Source organism: Rhodococcus sp. NPDC080181 (assembly GCF_040702225.1).
In the GTDB taxonomy this organism is placed as follows: domain Bacteria; phylum Actinomycetota; class Actinomycetes; order Mycobacteriales; family Mycobacteriaceae; genus Rhodococcoides; species Rhodococcoides fascians.
The window spans coordinates 1-16,389 of record NZ_JBFBKN010000009.1; the positions used below are offsets into that span (position 1 = coordinate 1).

Consider the following 16,389-nt stretch of genomic DNA (forward strand, 5'->3'; position numbering starts at 1 on the left):
GGTCGGCTACCCGTCGTCGCCTTGGTAGGCCATTACCCCACCAACAAGCTGATAGGCCGCGGGCCCATCCTGCACCGATAAATCTTTCCACCACACACCATGCGGCATGCGGTCATATCCGGTATTAGACCCAGTTTCCCAAGCTTATCCCAGAGTGCAGGGCAGATCACCCACGTGTTACTCACCCGTTCGCCGCTCGTGTACCCCGAAAGGCCTTACCGCTCGACTTGCATGTGTTAAGCACGCCGCCAGCGTTCGTCCTGAGCCAGGATCAAACTCTCCGTAAAAGACCTGCGAAACAACAGTCCCGAAAGACCGTGAATCAGTCAAAGACATCAAGTCAAATCACTAGCAAATAAACTCAACTAGCATTCAAAACAACACCCGACAACAGCCACCACAAGCGGATGGCTGATACATCGAATGCTTTCACCAAATAAAATTCGGCACTGACATTCATCGACACACTGTTGAGTTCTCAAAGAACACGCACACACCATTCACGTCCGAGATGATCTCGTCGGTGTCCGGGGCAACCGTTCCAGCTTAGATCGGATGTTCAGGCTCAGTCAAACTGGCCTTCGATCCGCGGTTAAGACACAACCGAAGTAGTGTCCGAACCAGATTGTGTAGAGCGCGTCCGCTTCGCTCAGGCCTTGCGGTCTGGGCTGACGTCCGTGTCGCTCTGACTTGGACAAAGTTACGCCCCGGATAACAACGCGTCAAATCCCCAGGTCGTTCGGACACAATCGGTGTGAACAGCCTGGTCGCGCTCGATGGATTGCCCCTCGAGCGGATGTCCAAACCAAATTACATCAATGTGACTCCGGCCACTGGCCGATCCTGGATTCAGCGAGCCACGCGTGCTCCCGCAAAGTTCCGCTTCCCGCGCCGGACCACCAACCATTGTCCGTGCAAGAGGTCGTCGCTCGACGGTGTCCAGTTCTCGTCGGCGATCTTGACGTTGTTCACCGCTGCCCCGCCCTCTTTGACCGCCCGTCGCGCAGCACCCTTGCTCTCGCTCAACCCTGTCGCGACAAGGAGGTCGACGATCGTGTTCGGAGCACCCACCTCGATGTCGGCCACAGATGCCTCGTGCAACGCCGCTGCCAGAGTGCTCTCGTCGAGGTCGGTGAGCTCGGCCCGCCCGAACAGTGCTTGGCTCGCGAGTTCGACCGAGCGAGTCGCCTCTTCGCCGTGAACCAGAGTCGTCATCTCTGCTGCCAGTCGCTTCTGAGCTTCTCGCGCGTGCGGTCGCTCCTCGGTTGCTGTCTCCAATTCGGCCAGTTCGTCCTGGGACAGGAAGGTGAACCAGCGCAGGTACTTGACCACATCGGCGTCACCGGTGTTCACGAAGTACTGGTACCAGGCGTACGGGCTGGTCATCTCGGGGTCCAACCAGAGACTGCCACCACCGGTGGACTTACCGAACTTCTTGCCGTCCGACGACGTGACCAGGGGAACGGTCAGCGCGTGAACCTGTTCGGCGTCCTGCCGACGGTTCAGTTCCACGCCGGCGATGATGTTGCCCCACTGATCCGAGCCACCGATCTGCAGACTGCAGCCGTACTCCCGGCGCAGCTGGACGTAGTCGTTGGCCTGCAACAGCATGTAGCTGAACTCGGTGTACGACATGCCGTCGCCCTCGAGCCGAGTCTTGACCGTCTCCCGCGCGAGCATGACGTTGATCGAGAAGTGTTTGCCGACGTCTCGGAGGAAGTCGATGGTGGACAGCTCCCCTGTCCAGGACAGGTTGTTGACCACCACGCCACCGGTAGGGCCGTCGTCCAGGTCTACGAACCGTTCGAGCTGCCCCCGGATACGCGACGCCCATTCGGTGACCACCTCACGGGAGTTCATGGTCCGCTCCCCCACATCGCGAGGATCACCGATCAGTCCGGTTGCGCCGCCCGCCAGAATGATCGGCCGATGACCGGCCCGCTGGAACCGCTTCAAGGCGAGCAGCGGAACGAGGTGGCCGGCGTGGAGCGAGGGTCCGGTCGGGTCGAAACCGGAGTACAACGTGATCGGCCCGTCCGAGGTGGCCTTCTTCAGTGCTTCCACGTCGGTGGACTGCGCGATCAGTCCGCGCCAGGTCAATTCGTCGATGATGTTCTCGCTCACGACGTCGATCTTCCCGCATGCACTTGCCGCCGCCTCGTTCAGCCCTCACGCAAGCCGGGCCGGGGAGCGCGGGGACTGCGCCGGTAGTTCGACACTGCAGGCGAGGCCGGTAGCCAGAAACGCCACGGTCTGTCTGCTGCCACGCTCACACCCACGCGTGGACCGACTTTCAACGCCTCGTCGCCCAGCGGATGTTCGAGCAGCTCGAGGGTGATCGGTGACGACGCGTCGAACAGATCGGTCCCGTTGTCGGCAAGTCCCACTCCGAGTGCTCGTCCGAGATTGCCGGGCCCTCGAGCCCACCCGGCCTCGACCCGCGCTGTTCGCGACTTTCCGCCACCGCGCCTGCCGTCGACGAGGTCGTGACCTGCAACTACCTGACCGGCTCGAAGCAGGACGGCAGCGGCCGTCCCGTCCGGCCCGCAACTGACGTTCATGCACAGGTGCATGCCGTAACTCAGGTAGACGTACAGCCGACCCGCCGGACCGAACATCACGGCATTTCGGGGTGTCGGACCACGGAAAGAATGCGCAGCGGGATCGGGCCACGGACCGTCGACCGGACCGCCGTATGCCTCGACCTCCACGATGCGTACCGACACCGCGCCTGCATGGACGGTGGCCCCGAGGATACGTCGGGCTGCGTCGTCCGGCTCTCCGATTTCCAAGTCAGCAGCGTTCACCCGTCCCATGATGCTGAACCCTTGACCTCGAGGCATCGACGGGGCTATGACTGCATCGATCGATGAGAGTCTGGAGGCCGACATGGCGTTCACCGGGCAACATGCCGTCGAGATCACAGGGTTGACGGTTCGCCGCGGCAACCGAACGGTGCTCCACAATCTGTCCCTGACGATTCCGCGGGCTGCCATCACCGGCCTCCTCGGCCCATCGGGCTGCGGAAAGACCACGTTGATGCGCGCCATCGTCGGCACGCAGATCGTTGCCGGCGGAACCGTGACAGTGCTCGGATGCCCAGCCGGCTCCACCTCCCTGCGCCGCACCGTCGGGTACGTGACGCAGGCACCGAGCGTGTACCGAGACCTCACCGTTCGCGAGAACGTGCAGTACTTCGGGTCGCTCTACGGTCGCCGCCACTCCGAGGTGGCGTCCGCCATCGCGGCTGTCGGACTCACCGACCATGCGGCGTCGCGGGCGGGTGAGCTCTCCGGTGGCCAACTGAGCCGGGTCTCCCTGGCCAGCGCGCTGGTCGCCGAACCCGAACTCATCGTCCTCGACGAGCCGACGGTCGGGTTGGATCCCGTCCTTCGCTCGGAACTGTGGTCACGATTCGCCGCAATCGCAGCGGTAGGTACGACAGTGCTGGTCTCGAGCCACGTGATGGAGGAGGCAGAACACTGCAGCCAGCTCGTACTGATGCGCGACGGTGCCGTCCTGGACCGATCGAGCCCCGAAGCGCTACTGGCGCGGACGAAGGAAACGAACCTCGACCGCGCATTCCTCTCGCTCATCAGATCCACGGAACAGACATCGTGAACGCACGAATCTACGCAGCGGGTACGGGTCGAATCCTGCGCCAGCTCAGAGCCGATCACCGATCGGTGGCCATGGTCCTGCTCGTGCCGTCTCTACTGATGGTGTTGCTGTATTTCCTGTACCGAGACGTCCCGGCTCCGCCGAACCAACAATCGTCGTTCGATCGAATTGCGATCACGATGCTCGGCATTCTGCCGTTCGTCGTCATGTTTCTGCTCACGTCGATCTCGATGCAGCGTGAACGCAGCACGGGAACACTCGAACGCCTGCTGACCACACCGATGTCCAAGATGGACCTGCTTGCGAGTTACGGCTCGGCGTTCTCGCTCGCCGCTGTAGGGCAGGCGCTGCTCGCGTGCGCACTCGCATTCGGATTGCTCGGGCTCGACATCGAAGGCTCGATCGGGTGGGTTCTGGTGATCGCGGTACTCGGAGCGATGCTCGGTGTGGCGATCGGGCTGTTGTGCAGCGCTTTCGCACGTACCGAATTTCAAGCGGTCCAGTTCATGCCGGTCGTCGTGATCCCGCAGCTCTTCCTCTGCGGGCTCCTGGTGGCCCGCGATCAGATGCCGAGTTGGCTCGGTGCAGTCAGCAACCTTCTGCCGCTGAGCTACCTGGTGGACGCCCTGCAGGAAATATCCGTCCACCCCGATGCAACCAGGCGCATGGGGGCCGACATCGCCGTGGTCGTGATGTTCACCGTGGCAGCGCTGACCGGTGCGGCAGCGACATTGCGTCGGCGGACACCATGAACGAAGTGATCTAGGACGTGGCGCGCGCCAGAATCGACTCGTGCTCGGTGTCGTCGACATCGCGCGCATCGTCGGCGAGCAACACCGGAATGCCGTTCTCTATCGGATATGCGCGACGCAGTCGCGGGTTGTAGAGCAATTCGTCCTCGACGAGCAGGAGCGGGCCCTTGTCCACAGGGCACGCGAGGATGGAGAGCAGTGTCGAGTCGATTGCCACAGGTGTCCTTCTGTCTGCTCCGACCAAGTCGGAGTGATGGTCTTCGTTCACGCTACCGAACGCCGATTGTTTCCGTCGTCGGGGCCGCCGGCCGTACCTTCATGTCAGGAAGACTTCTCGGCGGTGGCCTGACGTCCCACGAAGCGTTCTGCCACAACAGCTTTCGTCAGTCGTCGGTAGCTGTTCGACTCCGGATCGTAGTACCACGATCGTGCGCTCGGAGTAGGAATTCCTGCCTGTTTCAATGCAGACGCGTTGGGTCGATAGGCGCGACCGACCGGGATGTCGGACACAACGTGGACGATCGCCGGGCGCTCGTCCGGAAGCAGGACTCCCAGGGCATCGGTGAGAGCGCGAGCGGTGATCACCGCTTCCGGCTGCAGGGAGACAGCGCACACTGCGACCTCGGTAGCCGACGCTTCCATGCGGATCGACCGTGGCCCGTCGACGGCAACACGAACCCCGTAGACCACGGCCGAACCGACCTGGTCGAGATCGCCGACGGCGTCGACGATCGGCTGGGTGTACACCGGCCCCCGCGCCGAGCGCACCACAGTGTCCTTACGATCGATGAGCCAGTAATCGCCGTCGGAATCACGCCGGAACAGGTTCTCGGTGGGTATCCACGCGTCGGTGGGCTCGAAGACCCCACGCATGACATGGCTGGTCGCCTCTCCGTCACCGCTCGGGCGGCCCAGGAGCAGTCCGATCTCGTTGTCGCGGCACTGCCGCACGAATCCGTCGTCGTCCTCTTCGAGTCGACCGGTGATCGGGTCGTACGCCGCCAGAGCCACTCGCGCACTGCCGGGCAGAGGACGTCCCTTCGATCCGATCTTCGTCCCGGCGACATTGGCCAGAATGACATCGTTCTCGGTGGAGGCATAGAACTCGAGGACTCGCGCCGGGGTGAACTTCGCCAGCGTGCGACGCCACAATCCCACCGGCATACCGGAGCCGATGAACAGCCGAACCGGGTGACCGGTGTCGACCGGGAAGCGCCCCTCGTCGACGATCTGCTGCATCATCGTCCACGTGTAGCTGACGACGGTAACGCCGTAGCGGTACACCTCTTCCCTGAAGCGCTCGGGATCGAGACCACGGGAAAGAGCGATCCTCGATCCGCCGGCAAGCGCGCCGCCGATGGTCACGAGTATGCCCGCCGAATGATGCAGCGGTGCAAGGCAATACACGGTATCGCCGGGACCGAGAGCGGCCGTTGTCGCGGTACCGAAGGCGGACAGCGCCCAGCGGTGGTTGGTGATGTATCGCGGTTCGAGACCACGATCGGTCGTAGTGAACAGAATCATCGCCAGTTCGCGAGCGCGACCGGGATCCGGCTCGAACCAGGCGGGGAGTCGGACGGCGTCGGGGTCGATGGCTTCGAGGTCGATCACCTCGTAGCCGTCCGGAACCTCGAGTCGCCGCGTCTCACCACCGCCGAGCACTAGCACGTTGGGCGCAACCGGAACGGCCGCTGCGGCATTCTCCGGATCGGCGATCACAGTGTCGACGTCCACGGTGCGTAACGCGGCAGTGAGGTCGCTACCCGGCTGCAGCAACACCGGAACAGCGCCGATGCGCGACAGAGCCGCGATGGCGGCGAGGGCACTCGGCCTGGTCTCCATCAGCACACCGATGCGCGATGCTGGCCGTACACCGACACTGATCAGACCTCGAACCACGTTGTCGATACGCACGTTGACGGCGTCGTAGGTGTGCACACGGTCGTCGAAGAGGAAGCACTCGCCGAGCGGGGACTTTCTTCCCTGCTCAGCGATCAAGCGGCCCAACGAGACCCGACTGTGCGGCTGCATCTGCCCCAGCCGCGCCAGTCGCGGAAGGGTGCGCACGGCCTCGGTCGAGATCTCACGAGTGCCGCGCACAGCACCGGTCGCAGCAGAGGCCAATCCGCGTCCCACACCGACTCCCACTTCGGCGATGGAGGCAGCGGTATGGATGAGCCTGTTGGTGATCGACACTCCGCTGTCGCTGTCCGAGTGCTCCTCGTGTTCCATGACGCGAACTGCCTCGGGCTTCGGTCCGAGGTTCTCGCGCCACCGAATCCAGTTTCCGGTGGTCGGCCATGTCTGCGCAGCTGCCGTACTACCCACCACGAGACCGAAATGACCTGCACGCAAAGTGGTTTCGAATACCTGAGCACGAGGTGCGGCACGCCGGATTCCGCGGACCGCCAACGGCTGTCCGATGTCGTCCACCTCGCCGACGAACGCCAGCACCGGCACCGTCAACTCGGCAAGCGTCAACAGCCTGTCCTTGATGACGAAGCCGCCGGTCATCATGCGGTTGTGCACGACGAATTGCTTGAGCAACTCGGCCACGGCGGGCCCGGACCACGCCACCCAGCCGTCCATCGCCAGGAAGCGGCGCTGCGGCTCCCGAGGCAACAGTGCTTCCCGATCGTGCAACTGTCGCAGGAAATCCAAACGAGACCGCACGGTCTTCGCCGGGTCGAGTAGCTGGAATCCCGTCCGCGCCATCCACCCCGACACGGCCAAGCGCGTGAATACATGATCGGCGAGAAACTCCGCGCCCCGAGTGGCGACACCCGCCGGGATACCCAACGGCAAGCCGGCCAAGGTGTCGACCGGAGCCCCGAACGTGATGAGGCTGGCCAGGTTTCGTCCACCTCGATAGGCGGCAGCTTGGTAGCAGAACATGCCTCCCTGCGAGTATCCGCCGAGGTGAACGTCGCGGCCGGTGTGCTCGTGCACCTTGTCCACGACCTCGCTGATGGCGACGACGTGATCGGCCAGAGTACGGCTCCACCCGCCCTCTTCGGTATCGGGCGAACCGAAATCGACCACCCACGGGTCCATGCCCATGCCGTGCAGGATGCCGGCCGCACCTTGATCGGTGGTGACGTCGTACACGTCCGCGGAGACCATCATCGGCGGAATCAGCACCACCGGAGGACTGTCCACGGGAACGTCGTCGGGGAAGTAACGCCGCAACCGATACATCGGTTCACGGTCCATCACCCGAAAAGGTGACGGATCCACCTCGGTCTCGAGACCACCCAGTCGGATGACCTCGAGCCCGTTCTGGGCCGTTGCGATAGCACGCCGCAGTGGACCACGTACCGCGTCTGCATTCAGTCCCACAAATACACTCCTGCGTTCGGCCCCGACGGAACGACCGACATCGGTCTTCGCGTGACGAAAGCTTCTCACATCACACTCGTGGAATACGGCGAGGATGTCGACTAGTGCCGCAACACCGGCACCTCGGCCCACGCGCGCAACGTCGACGCAGTCGCCCGCACACCACCGAGTTGATGCGCCACCTGAACTGCCGCGGTGCCGCCGCGAGCATCACGCGACGAAATGGAACCCTCCACGGTGAGCACCTCGCGTACTGCCGGAGTGAGCGCCGGATCGATCGACGCGAGCTCGTCGTCGGTCAGATCCACCAGCCCCACGCCCCGCGCTTCTGCCGCGCGCACGCAGGCTCCCGCTGCCTCGTGGGCGACCCGGAACGCAATCCCTTGCCGCACCATCCATTCGGCGATATCGGTCGCGAGTGTGAACCCGGCCGGCGCGAGCTCGGCCATGCGATCGGTGTGGAACTCCAATGTCGCCGTCAAACCGGTGAGAGCCGGGAGCAGCAACTCGAGCTGTGCAACCGAATCGAAGACCGGCTCCTTATCTTCCTGAAGATCTCGGTTGTACGCCAACGGTTGTGCCTTGAGGGTGGCCAACAGGCCGGTCAGATTTCCGATCAGGCGGCCCGTCTTGCCACGAGTCAATTCGGCGACGTCGGGATTCTTCTTCTGCGGCATGATCGAGCTGCCCGTCGACCATGCATCTGCAAGAGTCACGTAACCGTATTCGGGTGTGCTCCACGAGATGACCTCCTCGGCGAACCGAGACAGGTCCACCGCCGTCATCGCCAACACGAACGCGGCTTCCGCCGCGAAATCACGCGAGGACGTGGCGTCGATCGAGTTCTCGGCGGACGAATCGAAGCCGAGTTCGGCGGCGATCTTCTCGGGGCTCAGACCGAGCGAGGAGCCGGCCAGAGCGCCGGAACCGTAGGGCGACACCGCCGCTCGCCTGTCGAAGTCCGCGAACCGCTGGACATCACGCAGCAGCGGATGAGTATGTGCGAGCAGATGATGCGCCAACAACACCGGCTGCGCCGCCTGCGAATGAGTCTTGCCTGGCATGACCGCGGTGGGGTGAGCCGCGGCCTGGGTCGCCAGTGCGTCCACGACGTCGAGAACACCGACCGCCACCCGACGGACGGCGTCGCGCAACCACATTCGAAACAGAGTCGCGACCTGGTCGTTGCGTGAGCGGCCGGCACGCAGGCGGCCACCCACCTCGGGTCCGACCCGATCGATCAATCCGCGTTCGAGAGCGCCGTGCACATCCTCGTCCGACTCGGCCGCGACGAACTCACCGGACGCCACGTCGTCGGCCAGCCGCTGCAAACCGTCGAGCATGGTCTCGAGATCCTGCGGGGTCAACAGTCCGGCACCGTTCAGAACCCGGGCGTGGGCCATGGACGCGCGAATGTCGTAGGGCGCGAGAACCCAGTCGAAGTGTGTCGATTTGCTCAGGGCAGCCATGGCAGCCGCCGGTCCGGAGGCGAAGCGCCCGCCCCACAGCGAGCCTTCGTTGGTTCCGTGTGCGTTGCTCGACGTGGTCACAGGCCCAGGTCCCGCTTCGCTGCGATCTTGGAGGAGAGCCCGTGCAGCTGCACGAATCCCTTGGCCGCCGACTGGTCGAACGTGTCGCCCTCGTCGTAGGTGGCGAGATTGAAGTCGTACAACGACTCCCCGCTGCGACGGCCGTTGACGATGATTCCGCCCGCGTGCAAGACCAGTCGAATCTCGCCCGAGACGTGTTCCTGCGTGTGCTGAACGAACGTGTCGAGTGCACCCTTGAGCGGCGAATACCACAGGCCGTCGTAGACCAGCTCGGCCCACTTCTGGTCGGTATGACGCTTGTAGCGGCCGAGTTCGCGCTCGAGGGTCACGTGCTCGAGTTCTTCGTGCGCGCGGATCAGCACCATCGCACCGGGAGCCTCGTAGATCTCACGGCTTTTGATGCCGACGAGGCGATCCTCGACGACGTCCAATCGGCCGACACCCTGAGCGCCCGCACGGGTGTTGAGTTCTTGGATCGCACCGAGCACCGACACCGGACGGCCGTCGATGGCGACCGGGCGACCCTTGTCGAACGTGAGGATCAGTTCGTCGGGTGCCTGGAAGTTGACCGTCGGGTCCTCGGTGTAGTCGTACACATCCTTCGTCGGCGCGTTCCACAGATCTTCCAGGAAGCCGGTCTCCACTGCCCGTCCCCACACGTTCTGGTCGATGGAGAACGGTGACTTGGTGGTGACGTTGATCGGAATGTCGTTCTCCTCGGCGAACGCGATCGCCTTCTCCCGGGTCCACGCGTAATCGCGTACCGGTGCCAGCACTTCGAGCTCCGGAGCGAGCGTGTTGAAGCCGACCTCGAACCGGACCTGGTCGTTGCCCTTGCCCGTGCACCCGTGCGCGACGACGGTTCCGCCGTGCGCACGTGCGTTCTCCACCAGATGCTTGACGATCAGCGGACGGCTGATGGCCGAGACCAACGGATACCGATCCATGTACAGCGCGTTGGATTGCACGGTCGGCAGGCAGTACTCGTCGGCGAACTCGTCCCTGGCGTCGACGACGACCGATTCGACTGCGCCGCAGTCCAATGCGCGCTGGCGGACGACATTCATGTCCTCACCGCCCTGGCCGAGGTCGATGGCAACAGCGACGACCTCCTTGCCGGTCTCCCGTCCGATCCAGCTGATGGCGACAGAGGTGTCGAGTCCGCCGGAGTAGGCGAGGATGACGCGTTCGGCCATGGTGATGACGCTCCTTCGTGGTTCGTGTGGTGCAGTGCGGAGTGACCGGATCTCAGTTTCCGCGTCGAGCGAGCTTTTCTATCTTGTCGGCGATCTCGCCGCCGGTGGTCGGTTCACGGGCGATGAGCAGGATCGTGTCGTCCCCGGCGATCGTTCCCACGACTTCCGGCAATGCAGCACGATCGAGCGCGCTGGCCAGGTAATGCGCAGCTCCGGGCGGTGTCCGCAGAACTGCCTGGTTTCCGCTGTGATCGGTGGACACCAACAGCTCCCCCAACAGCCGCAGGAGACGGTCGGTTCCGCCCGACACCCCGCGCACCGGGCTGCCGTCCTCGGGGACCACGTACACCCCGACTCCGCCGTCGGGAGCGCGCAACTTCACCGCACCCAACTCTTCGAGGTCACGCGACAGCGTCGCCTGGGTAGTGTCGATCCCCTCGGCGGCGAGCAACGACGCCAACTGCGGTTGACTGCGCACCTGATGCGTGGCCAGCAACGCGATGATCCGCGCCTGTCTGCCCGCGCGGGTCGACGCGGTCAGCGGAACCGCAGTGACGTCGTCACTCACGGTCGCCGAGCCTGCTCGAGGAGCCAGACCAGCAGTGCTTTCTGCGCGTGCAGACGGTTCTCGGCCTCGTCCCAGACGACACTGTGCGGACCGTCGAGCACCTCGTCGGTGATTTCCTCGCCGCGGTGGGCAGGAAGGCAATGCAGCACGACGGCGTCGGATTTCGCCTTCGACAGCAGCTCGGAGTCGATGCGGTAGGGCCGGAACGGAGCGACTCGATCGAGTCCGTCGTTCTCCTGACCCATCGATGTCCAGGTATCGGTGACGAGAGCATCGGCACCGTCGGCGGCCTCGTCGGGGTCTTCGGTGACCGTGATGGACGCTCCGGTCTCCTCGGCGCGCGCACGTGCGGCATCGAGGACGTAACCGAGAGGTGCGAATTCCTTCGGAGCGGCAATTCTGACATCGAGTCCCGCGGTCACTCCGCCGATGAGAAGCGAATGTGCCATGTTGTTGGCACCGTCGCCGAAGTACGCCAGCGTCCGTCCGGTCAGGTTCCCCTTGTGCTCGATCAGCGTCTGCAGATCGGCGAGGACCTGGCAGGGATGGAATTCGTTGGACAGTGCATTGACGATGGGAATCGTTGCACCCGTTGCCATCTGCTCCAGCCGCTTCTGCCCGAACGTACGCCAGACGACTGCCTCGACGTAGCGGGAGAGCACGCGGCCGGTGTCCTGCAGAGTCTCCTCGCGTCCCAGTTGAGTGTCGCTTCCGGTGACCACAACGGCGTGGCCGCCCAACTGCGCAATGCCCAACTCGAACGAGAACCGAGTTCTGGTGGAATTCTTCTCGAAGATCACACCGACACCCTTCGGCCCCTCGAGCGGCCGCTTGGAGAACGGAGCCCGCTTGATCTCGGCCGCGAGCGCCAGAATTTCGCCCTGCTGCTGCGGGGTGATGTCGTCGTCGCGAAGGAAGTGCTGAACGGTCATGGCTGGTGTGCCTCCTGTGCTGCGTCGAGAATTGCCGGTAGTGCCGAGACGAACGACGCGGCCTGCTCTTCGGTGATGATCAGCGGCGGTGCGAGCCGCAATACGTCTGGTTGCGCTGCATTGATCAGGAAGCCTGCGTCACGGGCCGCTGCCTCGGCTGCAGGCGCAACCGCGGCCGTGAGCACCACTCCGAGCAGAAGCCCGGAGCCCCGAACATGGCTGACGAGAGGGTGTTCGAGAGCCTCGATGGAATGAGCGATGGTCTTGCCGAGGCTGTCGGCGTGCGAAACGAGGTCGTCGGCGGCAATGGTCCGCAACACCGCCAACGCAGCAGCGGCGCAGACCGGGTTGCCGCCGAAGGTGGTGCCGTGCTTGCCCGGATGCAACAACTCTCCCGCCGCCCCGATGCCGATGCAGGCTCCGATGGGCAGACCCCCGCCCAGCCCCTTGGCCAAGGTGATCACGTCGGGCACGATGCCGACCGACTGGTGGGAAAAGAACCAGCCCGTGCGGCCGATACCGGTCTGCACCTCGTCGAGGACCAACAGCGCGCCGTGCTTCGCCGTGATCTCACGTGCGGCAACGAGATACCCGTCCGGAGGAACGACCACGCCGCCCTCCCCCATGATGGGTTCGAGAAACACTGCGGCGGTGTCGGAATCGACGGATGCCTCGAGCGCGGAGATGTCTCCGTAGGGCACGTGCTGGACACCGGCAGGCATGGGTTCGAACGGAATTCGCTTGTCGGCTTGTCCGGTGAGCGCCAGTGCACCCATCGTCCGTCCGTGAAAGGCCTTCTCGGCGGCAATGATGTGGGGACGACCGGTCAGACGCGCGATCTTGAACGCCGCCTCGTTGGCCTCGGTACCCGAGTTGCAGAAGAACACTCGTCCCGTCGCACCCGCACCCAGGTGTGCGAGCAATTGCTCGGCCAGTTCGATACCCGGTTCCGTCGCATACAGATTCGACGTATGACCCAGAGTGGAGAGCTGAGCAGTGACCGCCTCGATCACCGCAGGATGAGCGTGGCCCAGGATATTGACGGCGATACCGGCCAGCAGGTCGAGGTACTGCTTGCCGTCGGCGTCGGTCACCACTGCGCCTTCGCCTCGGACGAGCGCTACGCGCGGCACACCGTAGTTGTCCATCAGCGACGTGGACCACCGCTGCTGTAGATCGACCGTGGACTGCGTGCCGGTCATGACGTGACTCCTGACGTAGACGAGTGATCGGGGGTGACCATGGTGCCGATGCCCTCACCGGTGAACAGCTCCACGAGAACCGAATGTTCGACGCGACCGTCGATGACGTGCGCCGACGGCACGCCGGTACGAACGGCCCGCAGGCACGCTTCCATCTTCGGAACCATCCCGGCATCGAGCGTGGGCAGCAAGGCGTCGAGTTCCGACGCGTCGATTCGAGAGGTCAGCGAGCTGCGATCGGGCCACGCCGTGTAGAGACCTTCGACATCGGTGAGCACGACCAACTTCTCGGCCCCGATCGCACTGGCGAGAGCAGCAGCAGCGGTGTCGGCGTTGATGTTGTGGACCACGCCGTCGCTGTCGGGTGCGATGGTGGAGACCACCGGAATGCGTCCTGCGGCAATCAGATCGAAGATCGCCTTCGGATCTACCGAGGTGACGTCGCCCACCAGACCGATATCGGTATCGACGCCGTCGACCAGGACCGAACGACGGGTCGCGGTGAACAGGTGCGCGTCCTCCCCCGAGATTCCGACGGCATAGGGCCCGTGACTGTTGATCAAGCCGACGAGTTCACGGCCGACCTGCCCGAACAGCACCATCCGAACGATGTCCATGACTTCCGGTGTGGTGACCCGGAATCCGCCGCGGAACTCACCCGTCAGGCCGAGTCGGGTGAGCATGGCCGAAATCTGCGGGCCTCCGCCATGTACGACGACGGGGTGAATTCCGACGGTGCGGAGAAACACCATGTCGGCGGCGAATGCTCGTTTGAGATCATCGTCGATCATGGCGTTCCCGCCGTACTTCACCACGACGATCTTGCCCGAGAAACGCTGGAGCCAGGGCAGTGCCTCGGCGAGCGTGAACGCCTTCTGCGCTGCGGTCAATAGTGTTGCGGCAGCGGTCATGACGAGTACGCCGAATTCTCTTCGACGTAGGCGTGGGACAGATCCGTCGTTCTGATCGTGGCCGTACCGGACCCGAGTCCGAGGTCGATGGTCACGGCAATATCGACTCCGGACAGGTCGACCTCGCGCGCACCCGGAGCGCCGACGCCGTCGATGCACACCGGATTGCCGTTGAACGACACGGCAATCCGATCCGGATCGAGTTCGATCGGTGCGATACCGACTGCCGCCAGTACACGACCCCAGTTGGGATCCGAACCGAACAGAGCTGTCTTGGTGAGACTGTCCCTGGCGACCGTCCTCGCACCGACGAGAGCCTCGTCCTCGGACACTGCACCGGAGACGGTGATCTTCACTCGCTTGGTGACGCCCTCGGCATCGGCCATCATCTGGTCGGCGAGGTCGTCACACACCGCCAGAACAGCAGCGTCGAGGTCCTCCTGCGACGGGCTCACACCGCTCGCCCCAGAGGAGAGCAGCAGTACCGTGTCGTTGGTGGAGGACGCACCGTCGACGTCGAGCCGGTCGTACGACAGCCGGGTCGCCGCACGCAACGCCTTGTCCAGCTGTTCCGCAGTGGCGACGGCGTCGGTGGTGATGACGCTGAGCATCGTGGCCAGTGAGGGTGCCAGCATGCCTGCACCCTTGGCCATACCGCCGACATTCCACTTGTCGGCGTGATGAACGGCCGCCTGCTTCGGCACGGTGTCGGTGGTCATGATCGCGTAGGCGGCATCGGTGCCTCCGGAGATACCGCCGGCCAGTTCGTGCACCACCTCGGTCACTCCGGGCAGCAGCTTGTCCATCGGCAACCGGTCGCCGATGAGACCCGTCGAGCACACGGCAACCTCGATCGCCCCTGTTTCCGAACCCCAGTTGCTCAACACGGACGCGACCTCCTCCGCCGTCCGATGCGCGTCCTGGAAACCGGGTGCACCGGTACAAGCGTTGGCACCGCCCGAGTTCAACACCACCGCGCGAAGCCGACCGGTGGTGAGCACCTGCTGCGACCACAGCACCGGCGCGGCCTTGACCTTGTTGCGGGTGAAGACGCCCGCTGCCGTGAAGTCCGGGCCCTCGTTGAACACCAGAGCCAGATCGGACCTGCCACTTGCCTTGATACCCGCGGGAATCCCGGCCGCACGGAATCCGGCGGGAGACGTCACGCCCTGGGAACGCACCAGCTTCCCCGCGATCGAGGCGACCGCGTCCGTCTCGCTCTTCAGGCCGGTCATGGAGCAACTCCTACGGTAGAGAGACCGTCGGTCTCGTCGATTCCCAACGCCAGATTCATCGATTGCACTGCTGCACCGGCTGTTCCCTTGGCCAGGTTGTCGATGGCCGCGATGACGACCAGCAAACCGGCGTCTGCATCGACGGACACACTCATCTGCACAGCGTTCGATCCGATGACCGAACCGGTCTGCGGCAGCCGCCCGGCCGGAAGAACATGAACGAAGGGCTCCGCGGCATAGGCCTTCTCGTACACCTCGACGGCCTGAGCCTCGGTAGCGGTGGTCACGGCCGTACAGGTGGCCAGAATGCCACGCGGCATCGGCGCGAGTACCGGAGTGAACGACACCGACACGTCGGTACCGGCCACCGCCGACAGATTCTGCACGATCTCCGGAGTGTGCCGGTGCGCGCCTGCTACCGCGTATGCGCGAACCGAGCCCATCACCTCGGAGCCCAGCAGGTCGGCCTTGGGTGCCCGGCCCGCACCGGACGTGCCGGTGACCGCAACGATGTTGACCCGTGGCTCGATGATTCCGGCGGCAACTGCCGGGGCCAGGGCAAGACTCGACACCGTCGGATAGCACCCGGGCACGGCGATACGCGTGGCCCCGACCAGGAGCTCGCGGTGCCCCGGTAGCTCTGGGAGCCCGTACGGCCAAGTCCCCGCATGCGGAGACTTGTAGTACTTCTCCCAGGCTGCCGAGTCGTTGAGGCGAAAATCGGCACCGCAGTCGATGATCACCACGGATTCGGGCAACCGAAGCGCGAGTTCGGCGGATTTACCGTGCGGCAACCCGAGGAAGATCACGTCGTGCCCGGCAAGTTCGTCGACCGTCGTGGGGCCGAGAACACGGTCGGCAAGCGGCAACAGGTGGGGATGGAACTCACCCAGTGTCGCGCCTGCATTGCCGCCCGCAGTCAGCGCTCCGATGACCAACGAGCCGTCGCGTACGGCCGGGTGGCCGAGCAGCAGGCGAAGGATCTCACCACCGGCGTAGCCACTGGCACCTGCCACCGCGATGCGCTTCGGCGTTGCCTCCGAAATAGTCATGCGGTTTATTATGCAGCATCATGCAAGCTCA

14 protein-coding genes and 1 rRNA gene are annotated in these 16,389 nt (G+C 64.2%); 2 read left to right on the forward strand and 13 right to left on the reverse strand.

The window, feature by feature from the left end:
* From AB0O58_RS12555 to AB0O58_RS12565, 3 genes are all read right to left on the reverse strand, one after another.
* Positions 1 to 287: ribosomal RNA gene (locus tag AB0O58_RS12555) — 16S ribosomal RNA — on the reverse strand; the annotation flags it as partial.
* Positions 288 to 849: 562 nt separating this feature from the next.
* On the reverse strand, positions 850 to 2,124 hold the full coding sequence (tyrS, locus tag AB0O58_RS12560) for a tyrosine--tRNA ligase (RefSeq protein ID WP_027497224.1): 1,275 nt from the start codon (positions 2,122 to 2,124) through the stop codon (positions 850 to 852).
* A 38-nt stretch (positions 2,125 to 2,162) separates the two neighbouring features.
* Positions 2,163 to 2,816: a DNA-3-methyladenine glycosylase gene (locus AB0O58_RS12565; protein ID WP_032400025.1), complete on the reverse strand. Its 654-nt coding sequence runs from the start codon at positions 2,814 to 2,816 to the stop codon at positions 2,163 to 2,165.
* 37 nt (positions 2,817 to 2,853) lie between these two features.
* Between AB0O58_RS12565 and AB0O58_RS12570 the strand changes: the two genes are divergently transcribed.
* Together AB0O58_RS12570 and AB0O58_RS12575 are read left to right on the forward strand one after the other, a co-directional pair.
* Positions 2,854 to 3,621 carry an ABC transporter ATP-binding protein gene (locus AB0O58_RS12570; RefSeq protein ID WP_230591926.1) on the forward strand — a complete coding sequence of 256 codons (768 nt, stop codon included), beginning with the start codon at positions 2,854 to 2,856 and terminating at the stop codon, positions 3,619 to 3,621.
* A complete protein-coding gene (locus AB0O58_RS12575; RefSeq protein ID WP_032400024.1) occupies positions 3,618 to 4,373 on the forward strand; it encodes an ABC transporter permease in 756 nt (251 codons plus the stop codon). Before AB0O58_RS12570 ends, AB0O58_RS12575 begins: the two co-directional genes overlap by 4 nt.
* A gap of 10 nt (positions 4,374 to 4,383) precedes the next feature.
* Here AB0O58_RS12575 and AB0O58_RS12580 read toward each other — a convergent pair whose 3' ends face one another.
* The 10 genes from AB0O58_RS12580 to argC all read right to left on the reverse strand — a co-directional run bounded on the left by AB0O58_RS12580 (position 4,384) and on the right by argC (position 16,358).
* Positions 4,384 to 4,590: a Trm112 family protein gene (locus tag AB0O58_RS12580; RefSeq protein ID WP_032400023.1), complete on the reverse strand. Its 207-nt coding sequence runs from the start codon at positions 4,588 to 4,590 to the stop codon at positions 4,384 to 4,386.
* A 104-nt stretch (positions 4,591 to 4,694) separates the two neighbouring features.
* Complete coding sequence (locus AB0O58_RS12585) at positions 4,695 to 7,712, reverse strand: AMP-binding protein (protein ID WP_366238237.1); 3,018 nt, start codon at positions 7,710 to 7,712, stop codon at positions 4,695 to 4,697.
* 101 nt (positions 7,713 to 7,813) lie between these two features.
* Positions 7,814 to 9,262: an argininosuccinate lyase gene (gene argH / locus AB0O58_RS12590; RefSeq protein ID WP_027497230.1), complete on the reverse strand. Its 1,449-nt coding sequence runs from the start codon at positions 9,260 to 9,262 to the stop codon at positions 7,814 to 7,816.
* A complete protein-coding gene (locus AB0O58_RS12595; RefSeq protein WP_048318718.1) occupies positions 9,259 to 10,458 on the reverse strand; it encodes an argininosuccinate synthase in 1,200 nt (399 codons plus the stop codon). The genes argH and AB0O58_RS12595 overlap by 4 nt, the downstream gene beginning before the upstream one ends.
* A 52-nt stretch (positions 10,459 to 10,510) precedes the next feature.
* Positions 10,511 to 10,999, reverse strand: a complete 489-nt coding sequence (locus AB0O58_RS12600) for an arginine repressor (protein ID WP_027497232.1) — start codon at positions 10,997 to 10,999, stop codon at positions 10,511 to 10,513.
* A gap of 23 nt (positions 11,000 to 11,022) precedes the next feature.
* Positions 11,023 to 11,958: an ornithine carbamoyltransferase gene (argF, locus tag AB0O58_RS12605; RefSeq protein WP_032365513.1), complete on the reverse strand. Its 936-nt coding sequence runs from the start codon at positions 11,956 to 11,958 to the stop codon at positions 11,023 to 11,025.
* Positions 11,955 to 13,160: an acetylornithine transaminase gene (locus AB0O58_RS12610; protein ID WP_366238238.1), complete on the reverse strand. Its 1,206-nt coding sequence runs from the start codon at positions 13,158 to 13,160 to the stop codon at positions 11,955 to 11,957. Before AB0O58_RS12610 ends, argF begins: the two co-directional genes overlap by 4 nt.
* Positions 13,157 to 14,071: an acetylglutamate kinase gene (argB, locus tag AB0O58_RS12615; RefSeq protein ID WP_366238239.1), complete on the reverse strand. Its 915-nt coding sequence runs from the start codon at positions 14,069 to 14,071 to the stop codon at positions 13,157 to 13,159. Before argB ends, AB0O58_RS12610 begins: the two co-directional genes overlap by 4 nt.
* Positions 14,068 to 15,306 carry a bifunctional glutamate N-acetyltransferase/amino-acid acetyltransferase ArgJ gene (gene argJ / locus AB0O58_RS12620; protein WP_366238240.1) on the reverse strand — a complete coding sequence of 413 codons (1,239 nt, stop codon included), beginning with the start codon at positions 15,304 to 15,306 and terminating at the stop codon, positions 14,068 to 14,070. The genes argB and argJ overlap by 4 nt, the downstream gene beginning before the upstream one ends.
* Positions 15,303 to 16,358, reverse strand: coding sequence for an N-acetyl-gamma-glutamyl-phosphate reductase (argC, locus tag AB0O58_RS12625; RefSeq protein ID WP_094716024.1), 1,056 nt, complete (start codon positions 16,356 to 16,358; stop codon positions 15,303 to 15,305). Before argC ends, argJ begins: the two co-directional genes overlap by 4 nt.
* Positions 16,359 to 16,389 lie beyond the last annotated feature (31 nt).

Excerpts from the sequence above, each read along its gene's own strand:
- AB0O58_RS12570 (WP_230591926.1), top strand. The coding sequence starts at position 2,854 with ATGACTGCATCGATCGATGAGAGTCTGGAGGCCGACATGGCGTTCACC.
- argC (WP_094716024.1), bottom strand. The coding sequence starts at position 16,358 with ATGACTATTTCGGAGGCAACGCCGAAGCGCATCGCGGTGGCAGGTGCC.
- AB0O58_RS12565 (WP_032400025.1), bottom strand. The coding sequence starts at position 2,816 with ATGGGACGGGTGAACGCTGCTGACTTGGAAATCGGAGAGCCGGACGAC.
- AB0O58_RS12595 (WP_048318718.1), bottom strand. The coding sequence starts at position 10,458 with ATGGCCGAACGCGTCATCCTCGCCTACTCCGGCGGACTCGACACCTCT.
- argB (WP_366238239.1), bottom strand. The coding sequence starts at position 14,071 with ATGACCGCTGCCGCAACACTATTGACCGCAGCGCAGAAGGCGTTCACG.
- argJ (WP_366238240.1), bottom strand. The coding sequence starts at position 15,306 with ATGACCGGCCTGAAGAGCGAGACGGACGCGGTCGCCTCGATCGCGGGG.
- argF (WP_032365513.1), bottom strand. The coding sequence starts at position 11,958 with ATGACCGTTCAGCACTTCCTTCGCGACGACGACATCACCCCGCAGCAG.
- AB0O58_RS12610 (WP_366238238.1), bottom strand. The coding sequence starts at position 13,160 with ATGACCGGCACGCAGTCCACGGTCGATCTACAGCAGCGGTGGTCCACG.